Annotated in this window: 21 protein-coding genes; 13 read left to right on the top strand and 8 right to left on the bottom strand. The window is 69.8% G+C overall.

Annotation, left to right across the window (positions count from 1 at the left end):
• The first annotated feature begins 119 nt into the window (after positions 1 to 119).
• A complete protein-coding gene (locus AB0B96_RS13335) occupies positions 120 to 851 on the top strand; it encodes a 16S rRNA (uracil(1498)-N(3))-methyltransferase (RefSeq protein WP_362898430.1) in 732 nt (243 codons plus the stop codon).
• Between the two features lie 329 nt (positions 852 to 1180).
• Here the strand turns inward: AB0B96_RS13335 and AB0B96_RS13330 are convergent, their stop codons facing one another.
• Positions 1181 to 1882 (bottom strand): hypothetical protein, encoded by a 702-nt coding sequence (locus AB0B96_RS13330; protein WP_362898428.1) that lies wholly within the window; start codon positions 1880 to 1882, stop codon positions 1181 to 1183.
• Positions 1879 to 2358 carry a SigE family RNA polymerase sigma factor gene (locus tag AB0B96_RS13325; RefSeq protein WP_043655278.1) on the bottom strand — a complete coding sequence of 160 codons (480 nt, stop codon included), beginning with the start codon at positions 2356 to 2358 and terminating at the stop codon, positions 1879 to 1881. Before AB0B96_RS13325 ends, AB0B96_RS13330 begins: the two co-directional genes overlap by 4 nt.
• 284 nt (positions 2359 to 2642) lie before the next feature.
• On the opposite strand from AB0B96_RS13325, the gene AB0B96_RS13320 reads away from it, so the two are divergent.
• From AB0B96_RS13320 to era, 7 genes are all read left to right on the top strand, one after another.
• Entirely contained in the window at positions 2643 to 2993 is a 351-nt protein-coding gene (locus tag AB0B96_RS13320) for a histidine triad nucleotide-binding protein (RefSeq protein WP_362898764.1), read from the top strand.
• A 92-nt stretch (positions 2994 to 3085) separates the two neighbouring features.
• The gene (locus tag AB0B96_RS13315) at positions 3086 to 4150 is read left to right on the top strand and encodes a PhoH family protein (RefSeq protein ID WP_350944561.1); all 1065 of its coding nucleotides are present in this window, start codon (positions 3086 to 3088) and stop codon (positions 4148 to 4150) included.
• 109 nt (positions 4151 to 4259) lie between these two features.
• Positions 4260 to 4742: an rRNA maturation RNase YbeY gene (gene ybeY / locus AB0B96_RS13310; RefSeq protein ID WP_344742683.1), complete on the top strand. Its 483-nt coding sequence runs from the start codon at positions 4260 to 4262 to the stop codon at positions 4740 to 4742.
• On the top strand, positions 4739 to 6040 hold the full coding sequence (locus tag AB0B96_RS13305) for a hemolysin family protein (protein WP_350944557.1): 1302 nt from the start codon (positions 4739 to 4741) through the stop codon (positions 6038 to 6040). Before ybeY ends, AB0B96_RS13305 begins: the two co-directional genes overlap by 4 nt.
• A 471-nt stretch (positions 6041 to 6511) precedes the next feature.
• The gene (locus AB0B96_RS13300; RefSeq protein ID WP_362898425.1) at positions 6512 to 7081 is read left to right on the top strand and encodes a hypothetical protein; all 570 of its coding nucleotides are present in this window, start codon (positions 6512 to 6514) and stop codon (positions 7079 to 7081) included.
• A 129-nt stretch (positions 7082 to 7210) separates the two neighbouring features.
• Complete coding sequence (locus AB0B96_RS13295) at positions 7211 to 7564, top strand: cytidine deaminase (protein ID WP_350944553.1); 354 nt, start codon at positions 7211 to 7213, stop codon at positions 7562 to 7564.
• Between the two features lie 17 nt (positions 7565 to 7581).
• Complete coding sequence (gene era / locus AB0B96_RS13290) at positions 7582 to 8502, top strand: GTPase Era (protein ID WP_362898423.1); 921 nt, start codon at positions 7582 to 7584, stop codon at positions 8500 to 8502.
• A gap of 152 nt (positions 8503 to 8654) precedes the next feature.
• Here era and AB0B96_RS13285 read toward each other — a convergent pair whose 3' ends face one another.
• The 6 genes from AB0B96_RS13285 to AB0B96_RS13260 form a co-directional block, all read right to left on the bottom strand.
• On the bottom strand, positions 8655 to 9491 hold the full coding sequence (locus AB0B96_RS13285) for an urease accessory protein UreD (protein WP_362898421.1): 837 nt from the start codon (positions 9489 to 9491) through the stop codon (positions 8655 to 8657).
• A gap of 4 nt (positions 9492 to 9495) precedes the next feature.
• Complete coding sequence (gene ureG / locus AB0B96_RS13280) at positions 9496 to 10164, bottom strand: urease accessory protein UreG (protein WP_350944549.1); 669 nt, start codon at positions 10162 to 10164, stop codon at positions 9496 to 9498.
• Between the two features lie 27 nt (positions 10165 to 10191).
• Positions 10192 to 11127 (bottom strand): urease accessory UreF family protein, encoded by a 936-nt coding sequence (locus AB0B96_RS13275; RefSeq protein WP_362898419.1) that lies wholly within the window; start codon positions 11125 to 11127, stop codon positions 10192 to 10194.
• A 59-nt stretch (positions 11128 to 11186) separates the two neighbouring features.
• Positions 11187 to 12902, bottom strand: a complete 1716-nt coding sequence (locus AB0B96_RS13270) for an urease subunit alpha (RefSeq protein WP_362898417.1) — start codon at positions 12900 to 12902, stop codon at positions 11187 to 11189.
• On the bottom strand, positions 12892 to 13218 hold the full coding sequence (locus AB0B96_RS13265) for an urease subunit beta (RefSeq protein ID WP_350944545.1): 327 nt from the start codon (positions 13216 to 13218) through the stop codon (positions 12892 to 12894). Before AB0B96_RS13265 ends, AB0B96_RS13270 begins: the two co-directional genes overlap by 11 nt.
• Positions 13219 to 13288: 70 nt before the next feature.
• Positions 13289 to 13591, bottom strand: coding sequence for an urease subunit gamma (locus AB0B96_RS13260; protein ID WP_350944544.1), 303 nt, complete (start codon positions 13589 to 13591; stop codon positions 13289 to 13291).
• Between the two features lie 379 nt (positions 13592 to 13970).
• Between AB0B96_RS13260 and urtA the strand changes: the two genes are divergently transcribed.
• The 5 genes from urtA to urtE all read left to right on the top strand — a co-directional run bounded on the left by urtA (position 13971) and on the right by urtE (position 18666).
• Positions 13971 to 15158: an urea ABC transporter substrate-binding protein gene (gene urtA / locus AB0B96_RS13255; RefSeq protein ID WP_350944843.1), complete on the top strand. Its 1188-nt coding sequence runs from the start codon at positions 13971 to 13973 to the stop codon at positions 15156 to 15158.
• A gap of 116 nt (positions 15159 to 15274) precedes the next feature.
• Positions 15275 to 16141 carry an urea ABC transporter permease subunit UrtB gene (gene urtB, locus AB0B96_RS13250; RefSeq protein WP_350944542.1) on the top strand — a complete coding sequence of 289 codons (867 nt, stop codon included), beginning with the start codon at positions 15275 to 15277 and terminating at the stop codon, positions 16139 to 16141.
• On the top strand, positions 16138 to 17244 hold the full coding sequence (gene urtC / locus AB0B96_RS13245) for an urea ABC transporter permease subunit UrtC (protein ID WP_350944540.1): 1107 nt from the start codon (positions 16138 to 16140) through the stop codon (positions 17242 to 17244). Before urtB ends, urtC begins: the two co-directional genes overlap by 4 nt.
• A 5-nt stretch (positions 17245 to 17249) precedes the next feature.
• Complete coding sequence (urtD, locus tag AB0B96_RS13240; RefSeq protein WP_362898761.1) at positions 17250 to 17999, top strand: urea ABC transporter ATP-binding protein UrtD; 750 nt, start codon at positions 17250 to 17252, stop codon at positions 17997 to 17999.
• A complete protein-coding gene (gene urtE / locus AB0B96_RS13235; protein WP_362898413.1) occupies positions 17977 to 18666 on the top strand; it encodes an urea ABC transporter ATP-binding subunit UrtE in 690 nt (229 codons plus the stop codon). The genes urtD and urtE overlap by 23 nt, the downstream gene beginning before the upstream one ends.
• Positions 18667 to 18721 lie beyond the last annotated feature (55 nt).

Genomic DNA, 18721 nt, shown 5'->3' with positions numbered 1-18721 from the left:
CACGGTCCGGCCCGCACCCTGCCCGGTGCAGGTTCCCGGCCGGGGCGTCGGGTCCGTCCCGAGGCATCGTCCCGGTCGCGTTGCCGGGGGCACCTCGGGGCGGTCCGCCCGGACGGCCCATGACCGTCCCGGTCTTCCTGGCGGACCCGGCCGACCTGGCCAGGCCGGAGTTCGTCTTCGGCGGTCCCGAAGGACGCCACGCGGCGGCCGTACGGCGGCTGCGGGCGGGTGAGCGGCTCGACCTGACCGACGGGGCGGGCTCCGTCGCCGAGTGTGTGGTGACCGAGGCGGGCAGAGACTCACTCCGGGTCGAGGTACTGCGCCGCCACGACGTGCCCGTGCCGTCGCCGCGCCTGGTCGTGGTCCAGGGCCTGCCCAAGGGCGACCGGGGCGAGCTGGCCGTGGAGATGATGACCGAGGCGGGGGTCGACGTGATCGTCCCCTGGGCCGCGGCGAGGTGCGTCACCCAGTGGAAGGGCGAGCGGGCGGCCAAGGCGCTGGCCCGCTGGCGCTCCACGGCGCGCGAGGCGGGCAAGCAGTCGCGCCGCTTTCACCTGCCGGAGGTGACGGAGCTCGCGTCCACCGCGAAGGTGGCCGGCCTGTTGTCGGCGGCGGCGTTGGGCGTCGTACTGCACGAGGAGGCCGCCTCCCCGCTGTCCGGCCTGCCTCTCCCCGCGGGCGGCGACATCGTCGTGGTGGTCGGACCCGAGGGCGGGGTGTCGGGGGAGGAGATCGCCGCGTTCCGCGAGGCCAAGGCGGTGCCCGCGCTGCTCGGGCCGACGGTGCTGCGCACCTCGACGGCCGGCGTCGTCGCGGCGGCGGTGCTCCAGACGCGCAGTGGCCGCTGGTAGGGCGCCCCTGCCGACGCGCCACCGATCGCACGGCGACCACGGGGCCCGGGGGATCCGCGCCGTGAGGTCTCGGCAGCCGTGAGACAAAGAACCGGTCATGGCTTGCCGTGGCCGGTTACCAATGCTGGTTTGTGGGTGGGGGACCGGTCATGGCTTGCCGTGGCCGGTTACCAATGCTGGTTTGTGGGTGGGGGACCGGTCATGGCTTGCCGTGGCCGGTTACCAACGCGGGTTGTAGGTGGGGGACCGGTCACGGCTCGCTGTAACCGGTTACCAACGCGGGTTGTGAATGGAGGGCCGGTCACGGCTCGCCGTGACCGGTTACCGCGCTAGTTCTGGATGGGGGCCGGAGCCAGGGTGTTCGCCTCCGTCGGCATGGGGGGCGACACGTCGCTCGAGGGGGCGCACTCGTCGGGCGAGCACGGGCTCTCCGAGGGGGCCGGTGGCCTCGATCGCGACGGCGTCGGGGTCGCCTCGATCTCCTCGCACTTGCTGATGATCCCGCTGGGCTCGACCTCAGGGCTGTCGGGGGGAGTGGGGCAGGTCGGCGTCGGCGTCGGCGCCGCCCGGGGCGTCGGCGCCGAGTCGGTCCTGGACGGCCGGGTGCTGGACGCCGCGCTCCTGGACGGTGTGGGCGTCGGCGGGAGCATGGTGGCGCCGGAGCCGCCCGACCTGTCGAGAGTCGGAAGCGGGGCGTGGGCGGACGGTGGCTGCGAGGAGGCCGCAGGGGGGCGCGAGGTGGCGGACCCGTCGACGGGAGGAGTCGACTCGGCGTACTTGACCCCTTCGGTGCTCACTTGAGGGATCACCTGTTCGCGGAACTGGGGAACCACCATGACGACGGTCGCCGCGACGAGGACCGCACCGGCGACGGAGGCTCCGGCACGCCACCACATCAGCCCGCGGAGTCCGCGCCGCTCGATGCGGCCGCGGATTATCTCCAGCCCGTCCGGGGAGGGAACGACCGAGTTCGCCTCCGCGCTGAGCGCGCGGCGAAGCAGCTCGCCGTACTCATCCGGGGAGTCGGTCATGACAGTTGCTCCAGTGAGGTTCGTAGGGCGGCCATGCCACGAGCCGTGTGGCTCTTGACCGCGCCTTTGCTGATGCCCATCGCGTGGGCGATCTGCGCCTCGGACAGGTCTCCGTAGTAACGCAGGACCAGGGCCTCCCGCTGGCGTGCGGGCAACCCGCGCAGCGCTTCGATGACGGCGGAACGCTCGAACTCGCCGATCGCGCCGTTCTCGGCGCTCGGCGCGTCGGGCATGCCCTTGGGCGCGTACTTCTCGACGACCGCTCGATGCCGAAGCACCGAACGTGATCGGTTGACGACCGACTGACGCAGGTAGGCCAGTGCCTTGTCGGTGTCGCGCAGTCGGCGCCAGGCGCCATGGATGGCGACGAACGCGTCCTGCACGACCTCCTCCGCGGTTGCCATATCGCGGACGAGCAAGACGGCGAGACGGACAAGAGACCGATAGTGCGCGCTGTAGAGCGCGGTAACGGCCATGTCGGCGTCCCATCCGACGGGCACCGCCCCGAGCGACCTGTCGGCCACGAGGGTCTCGGTGGTCACATCAGTGGGACGCTTGGCCTTCCCAGAGGGTTTACGCTCTTCCGGTTCATTAGGGGGCATGACCCAGTCGTGTCCTCGCCAGGCGGCCATATATTGCTGTGCGCAAAGGGCTGTCGTGGTTGAAGTTTTGCACACCCACCATATCCGGGCGGATCTTTGTTTGCGGACGGGAACCATCACCGATTCACAACGTCCTCAGCGGTATGGTGCCTGTCATGGTGAGCGAAGCCGACTGCCTGTTCTGCAGGATCGTGGCCAAGGAGATTCCCGCGGAGATCGTCTACGAGACCGATCACGCGCTGGCCTTCCGCGATGTCAATCCCCAGGCGCCGACCCACGTGCTGGTGATCCCCAAGGACCATTACCGGGACGCGGCGGCCCTCGCCGCGGCCGACCACGGCCTGGCCGACGAGGTGATCAAGGCCGCGCACGAGGTCGCCCTGCTGGAGGGGGTCGCCGAGTCGGGCTACCGGCTGGTGTTCAACACCGGGCCCGGTGCCGGCCAGACCGTCTTCCACGTGCACGGACACGTGATCGGCGGGCGGGGCCTGCAGTGGCCGCCCGGCTGAAAACCGGTAGGCGTGATCTTGACGATCGCGGATAGCATGGCGTTGAAGTTCCGCGCCTATATCTGGAGGCGAACAGGCCGTAAGGCCCGCTCATGTCCGAGACAAACGATTCCAGCAGAACGCCGCCGAGGTCCCGGGGTGCCAGCCGGACCCAGGCGAAGGTGGTTATTCCGGACGATCAGTCGATGGTCAGCCTGCTGGGCTCGCGCGACGAGTTGTTGCGCGTCATCGAGGGCGCCTTCCGCGCCGACATCCACGTCCGGGGCAACGAGATCACCGTCACCGGCAGCCCTGAGGAGAGCAGCACCGTGGTGCGGCTCTTCGAGGAGATGTCCGAACTCGTCCGCGGGGGCGCGCAGCTCACGGCCGACGCGGTCGAGCGCAGCATCGCGATGCTGCGGATGACCTCCGACAGGCCCGCCGAGGTGCTCTCCCTGGACATCATCTCCTCGCGGGGCCGGACCATCCGCCCGAAGACCGTGAACCAGAAGCGTTACGTCGACGCGATCGACAAGTTCACCATCGTCTTCGGCATCGGTCCGGCAGGCACGGGCAAGACCTACCTCGCCATGGCGAAGGCCGTGAAGGCCCTCCAGGAGAAGAAGGTCAACCGGATCATCCTCACCCGCCCCGCCGTCGAGGCGGGCGAGAGGCTGGGCTTCCTGCCGGGCACGCTCTACGAGAAGATCGACCCCTACCTGCGCCCGCTCTACGACGCGCTGCACGACATGCTCGACCCCGACTCGATCCCCAGGCTGATGGCCGCGGGCACGATCGAGGTCGCCCCCCTGGCCTACATGCGCGGCCGTACGCTCAACGACGCCTACATCATCCTGGACGAGGCGCAGAACACCTCGCCGGAGCAGATGAAGATGTTCCTGACGCGGCTGGGCTTCAACTCGAAGATCGTTGTCACCGGAGACGTCACCCAGGTCGACCTGCCGAACGGCACACAGAGCGGCCTCCGGGTCGTCCAGGACATCCTGGATGGCATCTCCGACATTCACTTCAGCCGCCTGACCAGCGCTGACGTGGTGCGGCATAAGCTGGTGGGAGACATCGTGGACGCGTACGGGCGCTACGACGAGACGCAGCGCCAGAGCAGCGCGGTGGAGCAGATCAAGGGCGTGGTCAAGCGTCCCCGAGGGAGATCATGAGAACGGCCGGTCGAGAGGCGATGAGCGTGGAGCGACTCCGGCGCGGAAAACCGATCGGGGCGCGGGGCACGAGCCGGCCGCGTGGCGAGCGGGGAGCGAGGAGCGCCCGATGAGCGTCGAGGTCAACAACGAGTCCGGTGTCGAGATCGACGAGGGGCTCATCGTCTCGCTCGCGGGGCACGTGCTGGAGCGGATGGGCATCAACCCGCTCGCCGAGCTGTCGATCCTGGTCGTCGACGAAGAGGCGATGTCGGTGCTGCACGAGCAGTGGATGGGCGAGCCCGGCCCCACCGACGTGCTCGCCTTCCCGATGGACGAGTTGCGCCCCGGGCCCGGCGCGGGGGCGAGGCAGGAGGGCGACGCGCCCACCGACCCGGCGCTCCTCGGTGACGTGGTGCTCTGCCCGCAGGTGGCCGCCAAGCAGGGGGCCGAGGCCGGGCACGGCACCGAGGCCGAGCTGGAGCTGCTGTGCACGCACGGCATCCTCCACCTGCTCGGATACGACCACGCCGAGCCTGAGGAGCACAAGGAGATGTTCGGCCTTCAGGGCGAGCTTCTGGAGTCGTGGCGGGAGGTGCGCCCCCAGCGGTGAACCTCGCCAACGGGTGGTTGTTCGCGGCCGTCGTCCTCGTTGTGGTCGGCGGGTTGATCGCCAGCGCGGAGACGGCCCTGACCCGCATCTCAAGGGTTCGCGCGGAGGAGTTCTGCCGCGAAGGCCGCCGGGGCGCAGAGCGCCTGCAGGCCATCGTCGCCGACCCGCCGCGCTACCTGAACCTGCTGCTCCTGCTCCGGCTGAGCTGCGAGCTGGTCGCCACGGTGATCGCCACGCTGCTCTTCATCGACTGGCTCGGCGACCGGGGCGGTGCCTACGCCGCCGCCGCGGCCGTCATGATCGTCATCAGCTACGTGATCGTCGGGGTCTCCCCGCGCACGCTGGGGCGTCAGCACGCGGAGCCGATCGCGCTCGCGAGCGCGCCCCTCGTCTACGGGCTGACCCGGATCTTCGGCCCCCTGCCCAAGCTGCTCATCCTGCTCGGCAACGCCGTGACGCCCGGCAAGGGCTTCCGCGAGGGGCCCTTCACCTCGGAGGCCGAGCTGCGCGACCTGGTCGACCTGGCCGAGGAGCGCAGGGTGATCGAGCCCGACGAGCGGGAGATGATCCACTCGGTCTTCGAGCTCGGTGACACCCTGGCCCGCGAGGTCATGGTGCCCCGCACCGACATGGTGTTCATCGAGCGCGGCAAGACGCTGAACCAGGCTCTGTCGCTCGCTCTGCGCAGCGGTTTCTCGCGGATCCCCGTGGTCGGTGAGAACGAGGACGACGTCATCGGTATCGCCTACCTCAAGGACATCGCGCGCCGGGTGCAGGACACCGGTGACGAGGGGCGTGCCGAGCCGGTGGAGTCCCTCATGCGTCCGGCCACCTACGTGCCGGAGAGCAAGCCGATCGACCAGCTTCTCCGTGAGATGCAGGCCCGCCAGATCCACCAGGCCATCGTCATCGACGAGTACGGCGGCACGGCCGGTCTGGTCACCATCGAGGACATTCTGGAGGAGATCGTCGGTGAGATCGCCGACGAGTACGACCAGGAGGCGCCCAGGGTGGAGCCGCTGGAGGGCGGCGCGGTCCGGGTGACCGCGAGGCTCCCGGTGAGCGACCTGGAGGACCTGTTCGGCATCGAGCTTGAGGTCGACGACGTCGAGACCGTCGGAGGGTTGCTGGCGCACGCGCTGGGCCGGGTGCCGATCGCCGGTTCCCACGCGGTGGTGGAGGGTCTCAGCCTGACGGCCGAGAGCCTCGCCGGGCGCCGCAACCGGATCGGCACGGTCCTCGTCACCAGGGCCGTTCCCGCCGAGCCCGACTCGGTCTCGGCCTCCGCCGACCAGTGAGGGGTCCCGGGCCGCCGCGGCGGCCCGGGGAAGCGCCCCATGCGTTTTGGGTGGGTTATCCGTTTACAAGCCATTCGCAAGCCTCTCGCAACCGGGACGCGCGACTCTTCTCTCACGGCACCCGGTCGCGCGGGAGCCGGTGGGGAAGGTCCCGGTGCCCGGAGGGGTTCGCGGTGCGAGGGATCTACCTCAGGGGAGACAGGGTCACGCAGAGCTCCGAGGCTGTTCTGCGTGACTCGCGCAAGGGTGTTCTCGACCGTGAAGTGCGGTTGAGGGCACCCTTAGGCGTTTATTGAATGATTGCCGCTTTTGCCGATGGGGAAGAAAGCGGGTCGGTGGGGACAGGGATGCCTCGCACATGACATCGGGGGATTGGTCATGACACGGGGGATGAGTTTTGTCGTTTTTGTAGTGTTGTGTGGACTTTTATCGGGTGTTTTGGCCGGGTGCGGCGAGCAGGAAAAGGGCGGGGTGCCGGATCACGCCGCAGAGCGGGACCGGCTGCGGGCGGTACTCGGCGAGGCGCGAGGGCTGCCTGACGGGTTCACGGCACGCCCGCGCGCCGGCTGGCGCGCCCCCTTCAAAGCCGTCGACGAGGACTGCAGACTCGTCCTCGACGCCGCCGGAGGCAGGCCGCCGAAGCGGGCGCTGGAAGCGCGGGCCGCCGTGACCTACCAGGGCGACGGGGTCGGGGAACTGGCCGGGTTCGGCCTGGCCTCCTACGACGGCGACGACGCCGCACTCCACTTCGGCGAGCTCGCCGAGGCGCTGGGCGGCTGCCCTGTCGTGCGCACGCCCATGGCGGGTCGCGGCACCGCCTTCAGGGTCTCCGACCTGGACCTGGATTTGAGCGGGGTCGGTGACGGGGTGCGGGCGAGGCGGTTGAACGGCAGGCTGGACGGATACCCGTACGAGATCCACCTGGTGTTCGCGCTCAGCGGTCACACCCTGATCTCGCTGGTGCACGCCGGGGTGAGGGAGGTCGACGCCGCGCGTACCGGGCAGCTCGCCCGCCTGCTGGTCGACGAGGCCGGCACGTGAAAGGGCACGCCGTACCGGCGGATGCGCCGGCAGGATGCGGCCCGCGGTTCGCCGGGAGAACCGGCTTCGCCCCGGCGGGGTTCGCCGGGAGAACCCCGCCGGGGCGAGGCCGGGTCGCGGTGAGGGTCGATGGCTGAATACCCTTGTGCCGTGAGTGACGCGACCCTCGATCCCGAGGACAAGAAGATCATCGTGCTGGCCCGTTCCGCCCGTGCCCGCAACGGCGCCGCGGAGGGGGCCGCCGTGCGGGACGAGACGGGCAGGACCTACTCGGCGACCAACGTGGCGCTGCCGTCACTGACCCTCTCCGCGCTCCAGGTCGCCGTGGCGATGGCTGTCTCCAGCGGAGCGGAGTCACTGGAGGCCGCCGCGCTGGTCACGGCGGGTGAAGGCCCCTCGGATGCCGACACGCGGGCGGTCCGCGATCTGGGCGGTGAGACCGTGCTCGTGGCCGGCCCCGACGGGACACCGCGTCAGAGCTGAGTCCGGTATCGGGGACAATGGTGGACGTGAGTTCCTCAGCTGCTGATTTCCATGCCGGTTTCGCCTGCTTCGTCGGCCGGCCCAACGTCGGCAAGTCCACGCTGATGAACGCGTTGGTCGGCACGAAGGTGGCGATCACCTCCTCCAAGCCCCAGACGACCCGCCGGGCCATCCGTGGCATCGTGCACCGCCCCGACTCCCAGCTCATCATCGTCGACACTCCCGGGCTGCACCGGCCCCGCACGCTCCTGGGCGAGCGGCTGGACAGCCTGGTGCTCTCCACCCTCACCGAGGTCGACGTGATCGGCTTCTGCGTGCCCGCCAACGAGCCCATCGGCAAGGGCGACCGGTTCATCGCGGAGAAGCTCGCGGGCATCAAGAAGACCCCGGTGGTCGCCGTGGTGACCAAGTGCGACCTGGCGACCCGCGAGCAGATCGCCGCGCAGCTGCTCGCGATCTCCCAGCTCGCCGACTTCGATGACATCGTCCCGGTCTCCGCGCAGTCGGGCGAGCAGCTCGACGTGCTCGCCGACGTGCTGGTCCGGCGCCTGCCACCGAGCCCGCCGCTGTACGAGGGAGGCCGGCTCACCGACGAGCCCGAGCAGGTGCTGGTGGGCGAGCTGATCCGCGAGGCGGCCCTGGAGGGCGTACGCGACGAGTTGCCGCACTCGATCGCGGTCGTCGTCGACGAGATGATGCCCAGGGAGGGCCGCGACGACCTGCTCGACATCTACGCGCACATGTTCGTCGAGCGTCCGTCACAGAAGGCCATCGTGATCGGGCACAAGGGCTCCCGGCTCAAGGACGTCGGCAGCCGTGCCCGCGGGCAGATCGAGGCGCTTCTCGGCACCCGCGTCTACCTCGACCTGCGCATCAGCGTCGCCAAGGACTGGCAGCGCGACCCCAAGCAGCTCCGCCGCCTGGGCTTCTACGACTGAGAGCGGCACCGAGGCACTTCGAACCCGGCGAGAGCACGGCGGGTGCCGGTCCGTCTTTGAACGTTGACCGGGTATCACCACCTGATGACGGCCGGATCCGGTTTTTCCCGCAAGGTCGTTGTGACGGCCCGGTGGCTCCGCCTGCCGGGTCTCTACGAGCGAGGATCCGTCATCGTCGCCTCAAGGGCGGTCGCCTCCTCACCGTGCCCGAGCCGCCGCCGCAGCTCGACGGCGTCCCGGCCCAGCGCGGAGACCAGGGTGGCCGGGCCGGCGAGCGGAAGGACGGCCCAGCCGTCCCCCACCGTCGTCTCCGGCGCCCGTCCGGTGATCAGGGTGCTGCCCACGCAGCGGGCGTCACCGTAGACGGCGGAGCTGCCGTCGATCTCCGGATCGCCGACCACGAACTCCTGCCGCAACAGCGGCACCCCGCCGAGAACGGCGTCGAAGCGCGAGTGGCAACGCCCGGGCCGCTCGCCGTACCGGCCGAAGACGATCTCCTCGCGCCAGAACACCCGCGCGTCCTCGGCCAGGTCCAGCCGGACGGCCGTCCGGTGCAGGCAATCCGCCGCGAGCACCGTCGGTTCCGGCGCGAACCGCAGCGAGGCGCCCGCGCCGACCCTGGCCGTGATCGTCATCAGCGACTCGGCTCCCGTGAAACCGGGCAGCACCAGCGTGCTCGCCACCGACCGCACCTCAAGCGCGGTGCCCGGTGCCACCTCGATGTCGAGGGCGAGGTCGTCGCCGCCCAGCGGACCTGCGGCGGTGGACACCAGGTGCACCCGGCCCGGCGCGGTCGCCCGCACCGTGAGCGGCGGTCCGGAACGCATCGTGGCCAGGACGGTCCGGCCGCCGGAGTCCCGCCGGGTGACGATCTCCGCCCGTGCCCTCATCGACCGCCGCCCGGCCCGCCCGGGCTCGGGTCGTAGGGATCGTGCGGACCATGCGGTGGCGTTGTCGGCGGGTGCGGGAGCGGAGTCGGTGACGGACATGAGGTCAGACGCCGGAGTGTTCGTGGGCCCAGGACGAGACCAGGCCGGTGACCCATTCCGAGACCGCGTGCGCGCTCGGGTCCTCCCTGATCGAGGTGAACAGCACGGGCCTGCCCTCCCGTACGGCCGCCGCGTCGCGTGACATCACCGTGAGGTCCGCGCCGACCATCGGCGCCAGGTCGGTCTTGTTGACCACGAGCAGGTCGGCCGTCGTCACGCCGGGGCCGCCCTTGCGCGGGACCTTGTCGCCGCCCGACACGTCCAGGACGAAGATCTGCCGGTCGGCCAGGCCCCTGCTGAAGGTGGCGGTGAGGTTGTCCCCGCCACTCTCCACGATCACCAGATCGAGCGGGCCGAACCGCTCCTCCAGGCTCTCCACCGCGTCGAGGTTGGCCGCGATGTCGTCGCGGATGGCGGTGTGCGGGCAGCATCCGGTCTGGACGGCGACGATCCGCTCGGGATGGAGCACGCCCGCTCTGCGCAGGAAGTCGGCGTCCTCGGTGGTGTAGATGTCGTTGGTCACCACACCCAGGCGCATCGAGGGGCCGAGCGTCCGGCACAGGGCCGCGGTCAGCGCGGTCTTGCCGCTGCCGACCGGGCCTCCGATGCCCAGGCGTAATGCTCGTCCGTGAGGGTCGGCGGCGTGGTGGTGGTCGTCGTGGTTGGCGCCCATGGGGGTCACCGTCCTTCCAGATGGTCGTCAGGAGACGAAGAGCCTCAGATCTGCGCGGATGTGCTGTTCGGCGAGCAGGTCGAGCGCGGGGGCGGCGTGCGCGGGCAGTGACTCCCACGATTCCCACGACTCCCATGACATCCCGGGCCCTCGGGACTTTCCGGTTTCTCCGGACTCCCGCGTCTTCTCGGGCTCTCGGGGTTTTCCGGCTCCCCAGGACTCCCGGGATCGGGACGCAGGCCCGGTGGGGACGGCGGCCGCGACCCTTTCCAGGGCCGGGGCGAGTTCGGCGAGCAGGCGGTGGACGGCCACCGGGTCGAGTCCCAGCAGCCGTACCGCCGCCGTGGCGGGTCCGGTGACGGAGGTGTAGGCCGCCGCGAGGGCGGCCTCGGCGGGGGAGCAGCCCGCCACCGCCGCCACCGCGCCGAGCGCGAGAGGGTGGTGGACCCCCGAGGTGACGGCCCCGGCCAGCGCGTCGAGCATCGGGGAGGGCCAGATTCTCCGCGAGGTGCGCAGCAGCAGCCTGCCCTGCGTGCGGCTCGCCTCCCGCTGGGCGGGCGAGGAGATCCTGGCGTCTGCCTCCGCGTCCAGCCGTACCCAGAGCGAACGGCTCGTCTCCGGATCCGGAGACGAGCCGTTCGCGGGCGTGAGAGCCGGACCGTTCGCGAGAGCGGCGCCGTCAGCCGGGGGGAGGCCGTTCGTCCGCGTGGGAACCTCCGCCGGAGGGCCGCCCGCCGGAGGCGAGAGGCTCGCGGAGAGGTGGGCCGTGCCGAGCTCGCAGGCCGCGGCGGCGAGGGCGGCCGTCACGAGACCCGCGGTGGCGAGGCGGCCCCGCAGAAAGGCGGCGAGGCCGGGAAGGTCGTGGATCGCACCGATCCTGACCGCCTCCTCGACGCCTCCGGAGTGACCGTGACCCCCGGCGGGCAACCGGGAGTCGGCCAGGAGCAGCAACGCGGCGTTCATGCGCTACGGGGCCTCACCTTCGCTTGGACGGGACAGCGGGGCGGTCGATCGGGAACCGGTCAGAACAGGAAGTAGCGCTGGGTCATGGGCAGGGTCTCGGCGGGGGCGGGTTCGATCACCTCGCCGTCGACGCTGACGGCGAAGGTGTCGGGATGGACGTCGATCCTGGGCATCGCGTCGTTGAGCGGCATGCTCTCCTTGCCCCTGCGACGCACGTCGGCGACAGGCAGCAGGCGCCTGCGTACGGCGAGCCGGTCGGCGAGGCCGTCCTCGATCGCGAGGGGGGCGACGAAGTGGACCGACGTGGCGGCGGCGGTGAGCGGGGCGGCACCGAACATCGGGCGCGGCATGACCGGTTGCGGTGTCGGGATGGAGGCGTTGGCGTCACCCATCTGGGCGTACGCGATGACACCACCCTTGACCACCAGGTCCGGTTTGACGCCGAAGAAGGCCGGATCCCACAGGACGAGGTCGGCCAGCTTGCCGACCTCCACCGAGCCGACCTCGCCGTCCAGGCCGTGGGCCACGGCCGGGCAGATCGTGTACTTGGCGACGTAGCGCCGGGCGCGGAGGTTGTCCGCGGGGCCGTCACCGGGAAGCGCGCCCCGGCGGCGCTTCATCACGTGCGCGGTCTGCCAGGTGCGGATGATCGTCTCGCCCACCCGGCCCATCGCCTGGGAGTCCGAGCCGATCATCGAGATCGCACCCATGTCGTGCAGGATGTCCTCGGCCGCCATCGTGGACGGCCGGATCCGGGACTCGGCGAACGCCAGGTCCTCGGGGATGGACGGGTTGAGGTGGTGGCAGACCATCAGCATGTCGAGGTGCTCGTCGAGCGTGTTGACGGTGTGCGGGCGGGTCGGGTTCGTCGAGGACGGCAGGATGTTGCCGTAGGAGGCGACTCGGATGATGTCCGGCGCGTGACCGCCGCCCGCCCCCTCGGTGTGGTACGCGTGGATCATCCGGTCGCCGATCGCCGCGAGCGTCGACTCCACGAACCCGGCCTCGTTGAGGGTGTCGGTGTGGATCGTGACCTGGGTGCCGGTGTCGTCGGCGACCGAGAGGCAGGCGTCGATCGCGGCGGGGGTGGTGCCCCAGTCCTCGTGCAGCTTGAACCCCGAGGCCCCGGCGCGGAGCTGTTCGAGCAGCCCTTCGCGGCTGACCGTGTTGCCCTTGCCGAGCAGCGCGACGTTGATCGGGTAGGAGTCGAGCGACTCCAGCATCCGCGCGAGATACCAGGTGCCGGTGACGGTGGTGGCCTTGGTGCCCTCGGCGGGTCCCGTGCCGCCGCCCACGATGGTGGTCACCCCCGCGGCGAGGGCCTCGTCGAGGATCTGCGGGCAGATCAGGTGGACGTGGGAGTCGATCGCCCCGGCGGTCAGGATCTTCCCGTTGCCCGCGAGGATCTCGGTCGAGGGGCCGATGACCAGGTCGGGGTGGACGCCGTCCATGGTGTCGGGGTTTCCCGCCTTGCCGATCGCGACGATGCGGCCGTCGCTGACCCCGATGTCGGCCTTCACCACGCCCCAGTGGTCGAGGATCACCGCGCCGGTGATCACCAGGTCGGGCGAACCCTCGGCCCTGGTGGTCCTGGCCTGGCCCATCGACTCCCTGATGACCTTGCCGCCACCGAAGACGGCCTCGTCACCCGCTCCGGAAGGGCCCATCGACAGGTCCTCGGTGACCTCGATGAGCAGGTCGGTGTCGGCCAGCCTGACCCGGTCGCCGGTGGTGGGGCCGTAGAGCGCGGCGTAGCGCGATCGTTCAATGAACACCGGGGCTCCCGTCGAGAGGTCCGGCCCACTCGGGGCGGAGGCCGGGGACGATCCGCAGTCCGCCGATCGGTACGAGGGTGACGTCGCGCTCCACACCGGGCTCGAACCGCACCGCCGTGCCGGCGGGGACGTCGAGCCGGGTGCCCCAGGCCGCCTCGCGGTCGAACTCCAGGCCGGGGTTGCAGGCGGCGAAGTGGTAGTGCGAGCCGACCTGGATCGGCCGGTCGGCGGTGTTGACGACGCGGACGGTGACGCGCTCGCGGCCCGGGTTGAGCGGGATGGGCGCGTCGCCGTACTGGATCTCACCGGGTGTCATCGGCGCTCACCGTTCCTGGGATGTGAGGGGCCGGTGGAAAGTCGTGGGCTCTCATGAGATCGGCCGGGGCTCACGGGATCGGGTGGTGGACGGTGACGAGTTTGGTGCCGTCGGGGAAGGTGGCCTCGATCTGGACCGACGACAGCATCTCGGGCACCCCCTCCATGACGTCGTCGCGGGAGAGCACCTTGCGGCCCGCGTCCATCAGCTCGGCGACGGTGCGCCCGTCTCTGGCGCCCTCCATGAGGAAGGACGCGATGATCGCGGTGGCCTCGGGGTGGTTGAGCCGGAGGCCCCGTGACCTGCGGTCGCGGGCGACACCGGCGGCGACGTGGATGAGCAGGCGTTCCTGCTCGTGTGGTGTGAGCCGCATTCCCGGACCATAGGAACCGGCGGTTTCCATGATGTTGCACGTCGATGTCGTGCTGGTTTCCAGGTGGTGCGGATCGTACGAACGGGGGAGAAGCGGCCATCGGTGTCCCCTTTCCTGCGGGTATACCGACGCGTTCCGAAGTGAATATCACGAAATTTGCTGATTTGTCAGGATAAAAAGTGGCGCGGTGTCCGCGCCGCCACGTCCTGTCACAGCGGTGAAATCCCGGTAAAGCGCAATTAACAACTGCGAACTAGTCGGGAAACCTCACTCAGTCACCTTGACGGCAGATAGCTCGGTGCGGGGGCCGTACCGGCAAGGAGGAAAGTCATTGAGGAACACAGTGTGGCGCTCCGGAGTCGTCGCCGTGGCGCTGGCCATGGCACTGACCGCATGTGGAGGCGAAGCCCCTGCGGACAAGAACGCGGCCAGTGCCGGTGGCGGTGAGGACGGTATCAAGGTCGGCATCCTGCACTCGCTCAGCGGGACCATGGCCATCAGCGAGGTGACCGTGCGGGACTCCGAGCTGCTCGCGATCGAGGAGATCAACGCCGCCGGAGGCGTACTCGGCAAGAAGCTGATCCCCGTCGTGGAGGACGGCGCGTCCGACTGGCCGACCTTCGCGGAGAAGGCCACCAAGCTCATCCGCCAGGACAAGGTCGCCACCACCTTCGGTGGATGGACCTCCGCCAGCCGCAAGGCGATGCTGCCGGTGTTCGAGCGGAGCAAGGCCCTGCTGTGGTATCCGGTCCAGTACGAGGGCCTGGAGAGCTCGCCCTACATCTTCTACACCGGCGCCACCACCAACCAGCAGATCATCCCTGGCCTGGACTACCTCAAGGAACAGGGCAAGAAGAAGATATTCCTGGTCGGCAGCGACTACGTCTTCCCCCGCACCGCCAACAAGATCATCAAGGCGTACGCGGCGGCGAACGGGATGGAGATCCTCGGCGAGGAGTACACCCCCCTCGGTCACACCGAGTACAGCACGCTGACCAACAAGGTCGTCCAGGCCAAACCGGACGCGGTCTTCAACACCCTCAACGGTGACAGCAACGTCGCCTTCTTCAAGCAGCTCAACAGCGCGGGGGTCACCGCCGAGAAGATGCCCGTCCTGTCGGTGAGCGTCGCCGAGGAGGAGGTCAAGGGCATCGGCGTCGACAACATCGCCGGCCACCCCGTCGCCTGGAACTACTACCAGACCACGGAGAACCCGGCGAACGAGAAGTTCGTCGCCGCGTTCAAGGCCAAGTACGGCGCCGACAAGGTGACCTCCGACCCGATGGAGGCCGGATACAACGCCGTCTACCTCTGGGCCGAGGCCGCCAAGAAGGCCGGAACCGTCGAGGTCGAAGCCGTCAAGAAGGCCGCCGGGGGCATCGCCCTGGAGCGCCCCGAGGGCCTGGTCACCATCGACGGCGAGAACCAGCACATGTACAAGACGGCGAGGATCGGAGTGATCCAGCCCGACGGCCTCATCAAGGAGGTCTGGAACTCCGGCGAACCGATCAAGCCCGACCCCTACCTCAAGGGCTACCCCTGGGCGAGCGGCCTGGCCAACGGCTGACCCCCTCTCAGACCGGCTCCGGACCGGGCCGTGACCAGATCACGGGCAGCACCGTGGCGCACCCACAATGCGGCACGGCCCGCTCCGGAGCCAGACACTCCTAGGAAGGGGATTCGGTGGAGGCCTTCCTCAACCAGCTCCCGATCGGCCTGTCCATCGGCGCCGTACTGCTCCTCATCGCCCTCGGCCTGACGTTCACGTTCGGCCAGATGGGCGTGATCAACATGGCCCACGGCGAGTTCATCATGGCGGGCGCGTACACCGCCTACCTGCTCCAGGACCTCACCGGCCGGATGGCCGTGATCGTCGCCCTGCCCGTCGCCTTCCTGGTCGCCGGGCTGATGGGGCTCATCCTCGAACGGACCGCGATCCGCCACTTCTACGGCCGCCCGCTCGACACCCTGCTGCTCACCTGGGGCGTGAGCCTCGTGCTGCAGCAGCTCGCCCGCGACCTGTTCGGGGCGCCCAACGTGCAGGTACAGGCACCCACCTGGCTGCAGGGCGGCATCGCGTCCCTGCCCTACAACCGGCTCTTCATCTTCGCCCTCGCCATCGTCACCGTCGTCGGCATCTGGGCCTACATGAACCGCACCGGCCAGGGGCGGCGGATGCAGGCGGTGATGCAGAACCGCCAGCTGGCCGCGGTCAGCGGCATCAACACCGCCCACGTGGACCAGCGCACCTTCTTCATCGGCTCCGGCCTGGCCGGGGTCGCCGGAGTGGCCCTCACCCTCATCGGCCCCGTCGGACCCGCCCTCGGCACCTACTACATCGTCGACGCCTTCCTCGTGGTCGTCGCCGGAGGCCTCGGCCAGCTGCGCGGCGCCGTCATCGCCGCCGCCGGCCTCGGCCTGCTCAACTCCTACGCCGAGTTCTGGAGCGACGCCAGCCTGGCGAAGGTGATCGTGTTCGCCGCGATCATCGCCTTCCTCCAGTTCCGGCCCCAGGGCCTGTTCGTACTCCGATCGAGGGCGCTGACATGAATCTCGCACGTCTCAGGGGGCCCGGGGTCTTCGCGGTGGTGGCCGTGCTCGCCCTCGTGGTCGCGCCGCTCCTGCTGGAGCCCTTCCGTCTCGGCCTGCTGGCCAAGTATCTCTGCTTCGCGATCATCGCCCTGGGCATCGGCCTGGCCTGGGGGCAGGGCGGCATGCTCACCCTGGGCCAGGGCGTGTTCTTCGGCCTCGGCGGCTATGCCATGGCGATGCACCTGAAACTGGTGGACGCCCAGGGCGACCTGCCCGACTTCATGGTGTGGAGCGGGGTCGAGCAGCTGCCCGCCCTGTGGAAACCGTTCGCGAACCCGGTGTTCGCGCTCGCCATGGTCGTCGTCGGGCCGATGGCGATCGCCACGGTGCTCGGCCTGCTGGTGTTCAGGCAGCGGGTGCGCGGCGCCTACTTCGCGATCCTCACCCAGGCGCTCGCCGCCGCGTTCGTCATCCTGCTCGTCGGCCAGCAGGGCCTGACCGGCGGCACCAACGGCCTGACCAACTTCTACGACCTGTTCGGCCAGGACCTGGCGGCCGACTCCACCCAGCGCGGGCTGTACTTCGCGGTCGCGATCGTCACGGGACTGCTCTATCTCGGTGCCCGCCAGCTGGTCAAAAGCCGCTTCGGGCGGCTGCTCGTCGCGATCAGGGACGGCGAGGACCGCGTCAGGTTCCTCGGCTACGACCCCGCCAGGATCAAGACCGTCACCTTCGCGCTCTCAGCGGGCATGGCCGGGCTCGCGGGGGCCCTGTTCGTGCCCGTGGTCGGCATCATCTCGCCCGCGCTGCTGGGAGTGGTCCCCTCCCTCGAACTCGTCGTCGCGGTCGCGGTGGGCGGCAGATTCGCGCTGGCCGGGGCGATCCTCGGCGCGGTCGTGATGGGGTACGCCAAGACGTCCTTCAGCGAGCAGTTCGCCGACGGCTGGCTCTACCTGCAGGGCGCGCTGTTCATCCTCGTCATGACCCTGGCCCCCAAGGGGATCCTCGGCGTGGCGGCGTCGGCGCGCGACGCCTGGGCGCGCAGGTCGAGACGTCGTACGGACCCGGAACCGCCGCCCGCGGACGCCCCCGGAGTGAGAGTCATGGAGGAGGTCGGATGAGCCCGATGATCGAGGTGCGCGGGCTGTCGGTGGTCTTCGACGGCTTCCGCGCCATCGACGGCATCGACCTCACCGTCGAGAAGGGGGAGCTGCGCTTCCTGATCGGCCCCAACGGGGCGGGGAAGACCACGCTCATCGACGTCATCACCGGCCTCACCCGCCCGACCACCGGCGAGGTCGTCTTCGACGGGAAAAGCCTGGTCGGGCAGCGCGAACACAAGATCGTACGGCTCGGCGTCGGGCGGACCTTCCAGACCTCGGTGGTCTTCGAGGAGCTGACCGTCCTGGAGAACCTCGACCTGGCCGCGTCGTTCCGCAGGCCGCTCTGGTCGCTGACCCGGCGCAGGCGGGGCATCTCAGACGCCGTCGCCGAGGCCCTGGAGACCACCGGCCTCAAAGAGCTGGCCGACCGGCCCGCGGGGGTGCTCTCCCACGGTCAGCGGCAGTGGCTGGAGATCGGCATGCTGCTCACCCAGAGTCCCAAGCTGCTCCTGCTGGACGAGCCGGTGGCCGGTATGTCCAAGGACGAGCGGGAGCGCACCGGCGAGCTTCTCACGTCCGTGGCGAACGACCACACGGTGATCGTGATCGAACATGACATGGAGTTCCTGCGCAGGTACGCCTCGCAGGTCACCGTCCTGCACGAGGGCAAGGTGCTGATCGAGGGGTCGGTCGACGAGGTTCGCGACGATCCGCGCGTGCAGGAGGTCTATATCGGAAGGAAGCGCAGCGATGCTGTCGGTACAGGAACTTGACGCCGGGTACGGCAGGGCCCGGGTGCTGTTCGGAGTCTCCCTGGAGGTGGAGCCGGGGCAGCTGATGTGCGTGATGGGCCGCAACGGGGTCGGCAAGACCACCCTGCTCAACACGGTGATGGGCGTGCTGCCCGCCACCGCGGGATCGGTCACCTTCGAGGGCCGCGACGTGACCCGCATGCCGCCGCACGAGCGGGTCCGGCTCGGCATGGCGTACGTCCCCCAGGGGCACGAGACGTTCCCGCAGCTCAGCGTGCTCGGCAATCTGCAGGTCACGCTGGAGGCCGCCAAGGGGTCGCAGGAGGCGCTGGAGGAGGCCCTGGAGACCTTCCCGCGTCTGAAGCCGCTGCTCAAACGGCGCGCCGGATTCCTGTCCGGCGGGCAGCAACAGCAGCTCGCCATCGCCCGCGCCCTCGTCACCCGTCCCAAGCTGCTCATCCTCGACGAGCCCACCGAGGGCATCCAGCCGTCGATCGTCATCGAGATCGAGGAGGCGATCGAGCGGCTGCACGCCACGGGCCTGTCGGTTCTGCTGGTCGAGCAGTATCTGGATCTGGCGCTCCGCCTCGCCGACCGTTTCCTCATCCTCGACGCCGGGCACGTCGTCCACTCTGGCGCGGCCGAAGAACTGCGCGGGGAGGGAATTCACCGTCTTCTCGCCGTCTGATCCGCAGAAAATCCGAATCGGACTTCCAATATCAAGAAGGGCCCATTTGATCACT

Source organism: Streptosporangium sp. NPDC049046 (assembly GCF_040649155.1).
Classification (GTDB): Bacteria; Actinomycetota; Actinomycetes; order Streptosporangiales; family Streptosporangiaceae; genus Streptosporangium.
The sequence above is the reverse complement of the archived record's forward strand: the minus strand, read 5'-3'. Positions and strand labels throughout refer to the sequence as shown.

What these genes read in the sequence shown, in the direction of transcription:
- AB0B96_RS13335 (WP_362898430.1), top strand. Translation starts at nt 120, where the DNA reads ATGACCGTCCCGGTCTTCCTGGCGGACCCGGCCGACCTGGCCAGGCCG.
- AB0B96_RS13330 (WP_362898428.1), bottom strand. Translation starts at nt 1,882, where the DNA reads ATGACCGACTCCCCGGATGAGTACGGCGAGCTGCTTCGCCGCGCGCTC.
- AB0B96_RS13325 (WP_043655278.1), bottom strand. Translation starts at nt 2,358, where the DNA reads ATGGCCGTTACCGCGCTCTACAGCGCGCACTATCGGTCTCTTGTCCGT.
- AB0B96_RS13315 (WP_350944561.1), top strand. Translation starts at nt 3,086, where the DNA reads ATGTCCGAGACAAACGATTCCAGCAGAACGCCGCCGAGGTCCCGGGGT.
- ybeY (WP_344742683.1), top strand. Translation starts at nt 4,260, where the DNA reads ATGAGCGTCGAGGTCAACAACGAGTCCGGTGTCGAGATCGACGAGGGG.
- AB0B96_RS13295 (WP_350944553.1), top strand. Translation starts at nt 7,211, where the DNA reads ATGGCTGAATACCCTTGTGCCGTGAGTGACGCGACCCTCGATCCCGAG.
- era (WP_362898423.1), top strand. Translation starts at nt 7,582, where the DNA reads ATGGTGGACGTGAGTTCCTCAGCTGCTGATTTCCATGCCGGTTTCGCC.
- AB0B96_RS13285 (WP_362898421.1), bottom strand. Translation starts at nt 9,491, where the DNA reads ATGTCCGTCACCGACTCCGCTCCCGCACCCGCCGACAACGCCACCGCA.
- ureG (WP_350944549.1), bottom strand. Translation starts at nt 10,164, where the DNA reads ATGGGCGCCAACCACGACGACCACCACCACGCCGCCGACCCTCACGGA.
- AB0B96_RS13275 (WP_362898419.1), bottom strand. Translation starts at nt 11,127, where the DNA reads ATGAACGCCGCGTTGCTGCTCCTGGCCGACTCCCGGTTGCCCGCCGGG.
- AB0B96_RS13265 (WP_350944545.1), bottom strand. Translation starts at nt 13,218, where the DNA reads ATGACACCCGGTGAGATCCAGTACGGCGACGCGCCCATCCCGCTCAAC.
- AB0B96_RS13260 (WP_350944544.1), bottom strand. Translation starts at nt 13,591, where the DNA reads ATGCGGCTCACACCACACGAGCAGGAACGCCTGCTCATCCACGTCGCC.
- urtA (WP_350944843.1), top strand. Translation starts at nt 13,971, where the DNA reads ATGGCACTGACCGCATGTGGAGGCGAAGCCCCTGCGGACAAGAACGCG.
- urtC (WP_350944540.1), top strand. Translation starts at nt 16,138, where the DNA reads ATGAATCTCGCACGTCTCAGGGGGCCCGGGGTCTTCGCGGTGGTGGCC.
- urtD (WP_362898761.1), top strand. Translation starts at nt 17,250, where the DNA reads ATGATCGAGGTGCGCGGGCTGTCGGTGGTCTTCGACGGCTTCCGCGCC.
- urtE (WP_362898413.1), top strand. Translation starts at nt 17,977, where the DNA reads ATGCTGTCGGTACAGGAACTTGACGCCGGGTACGGCAGGGCCCGGGTG.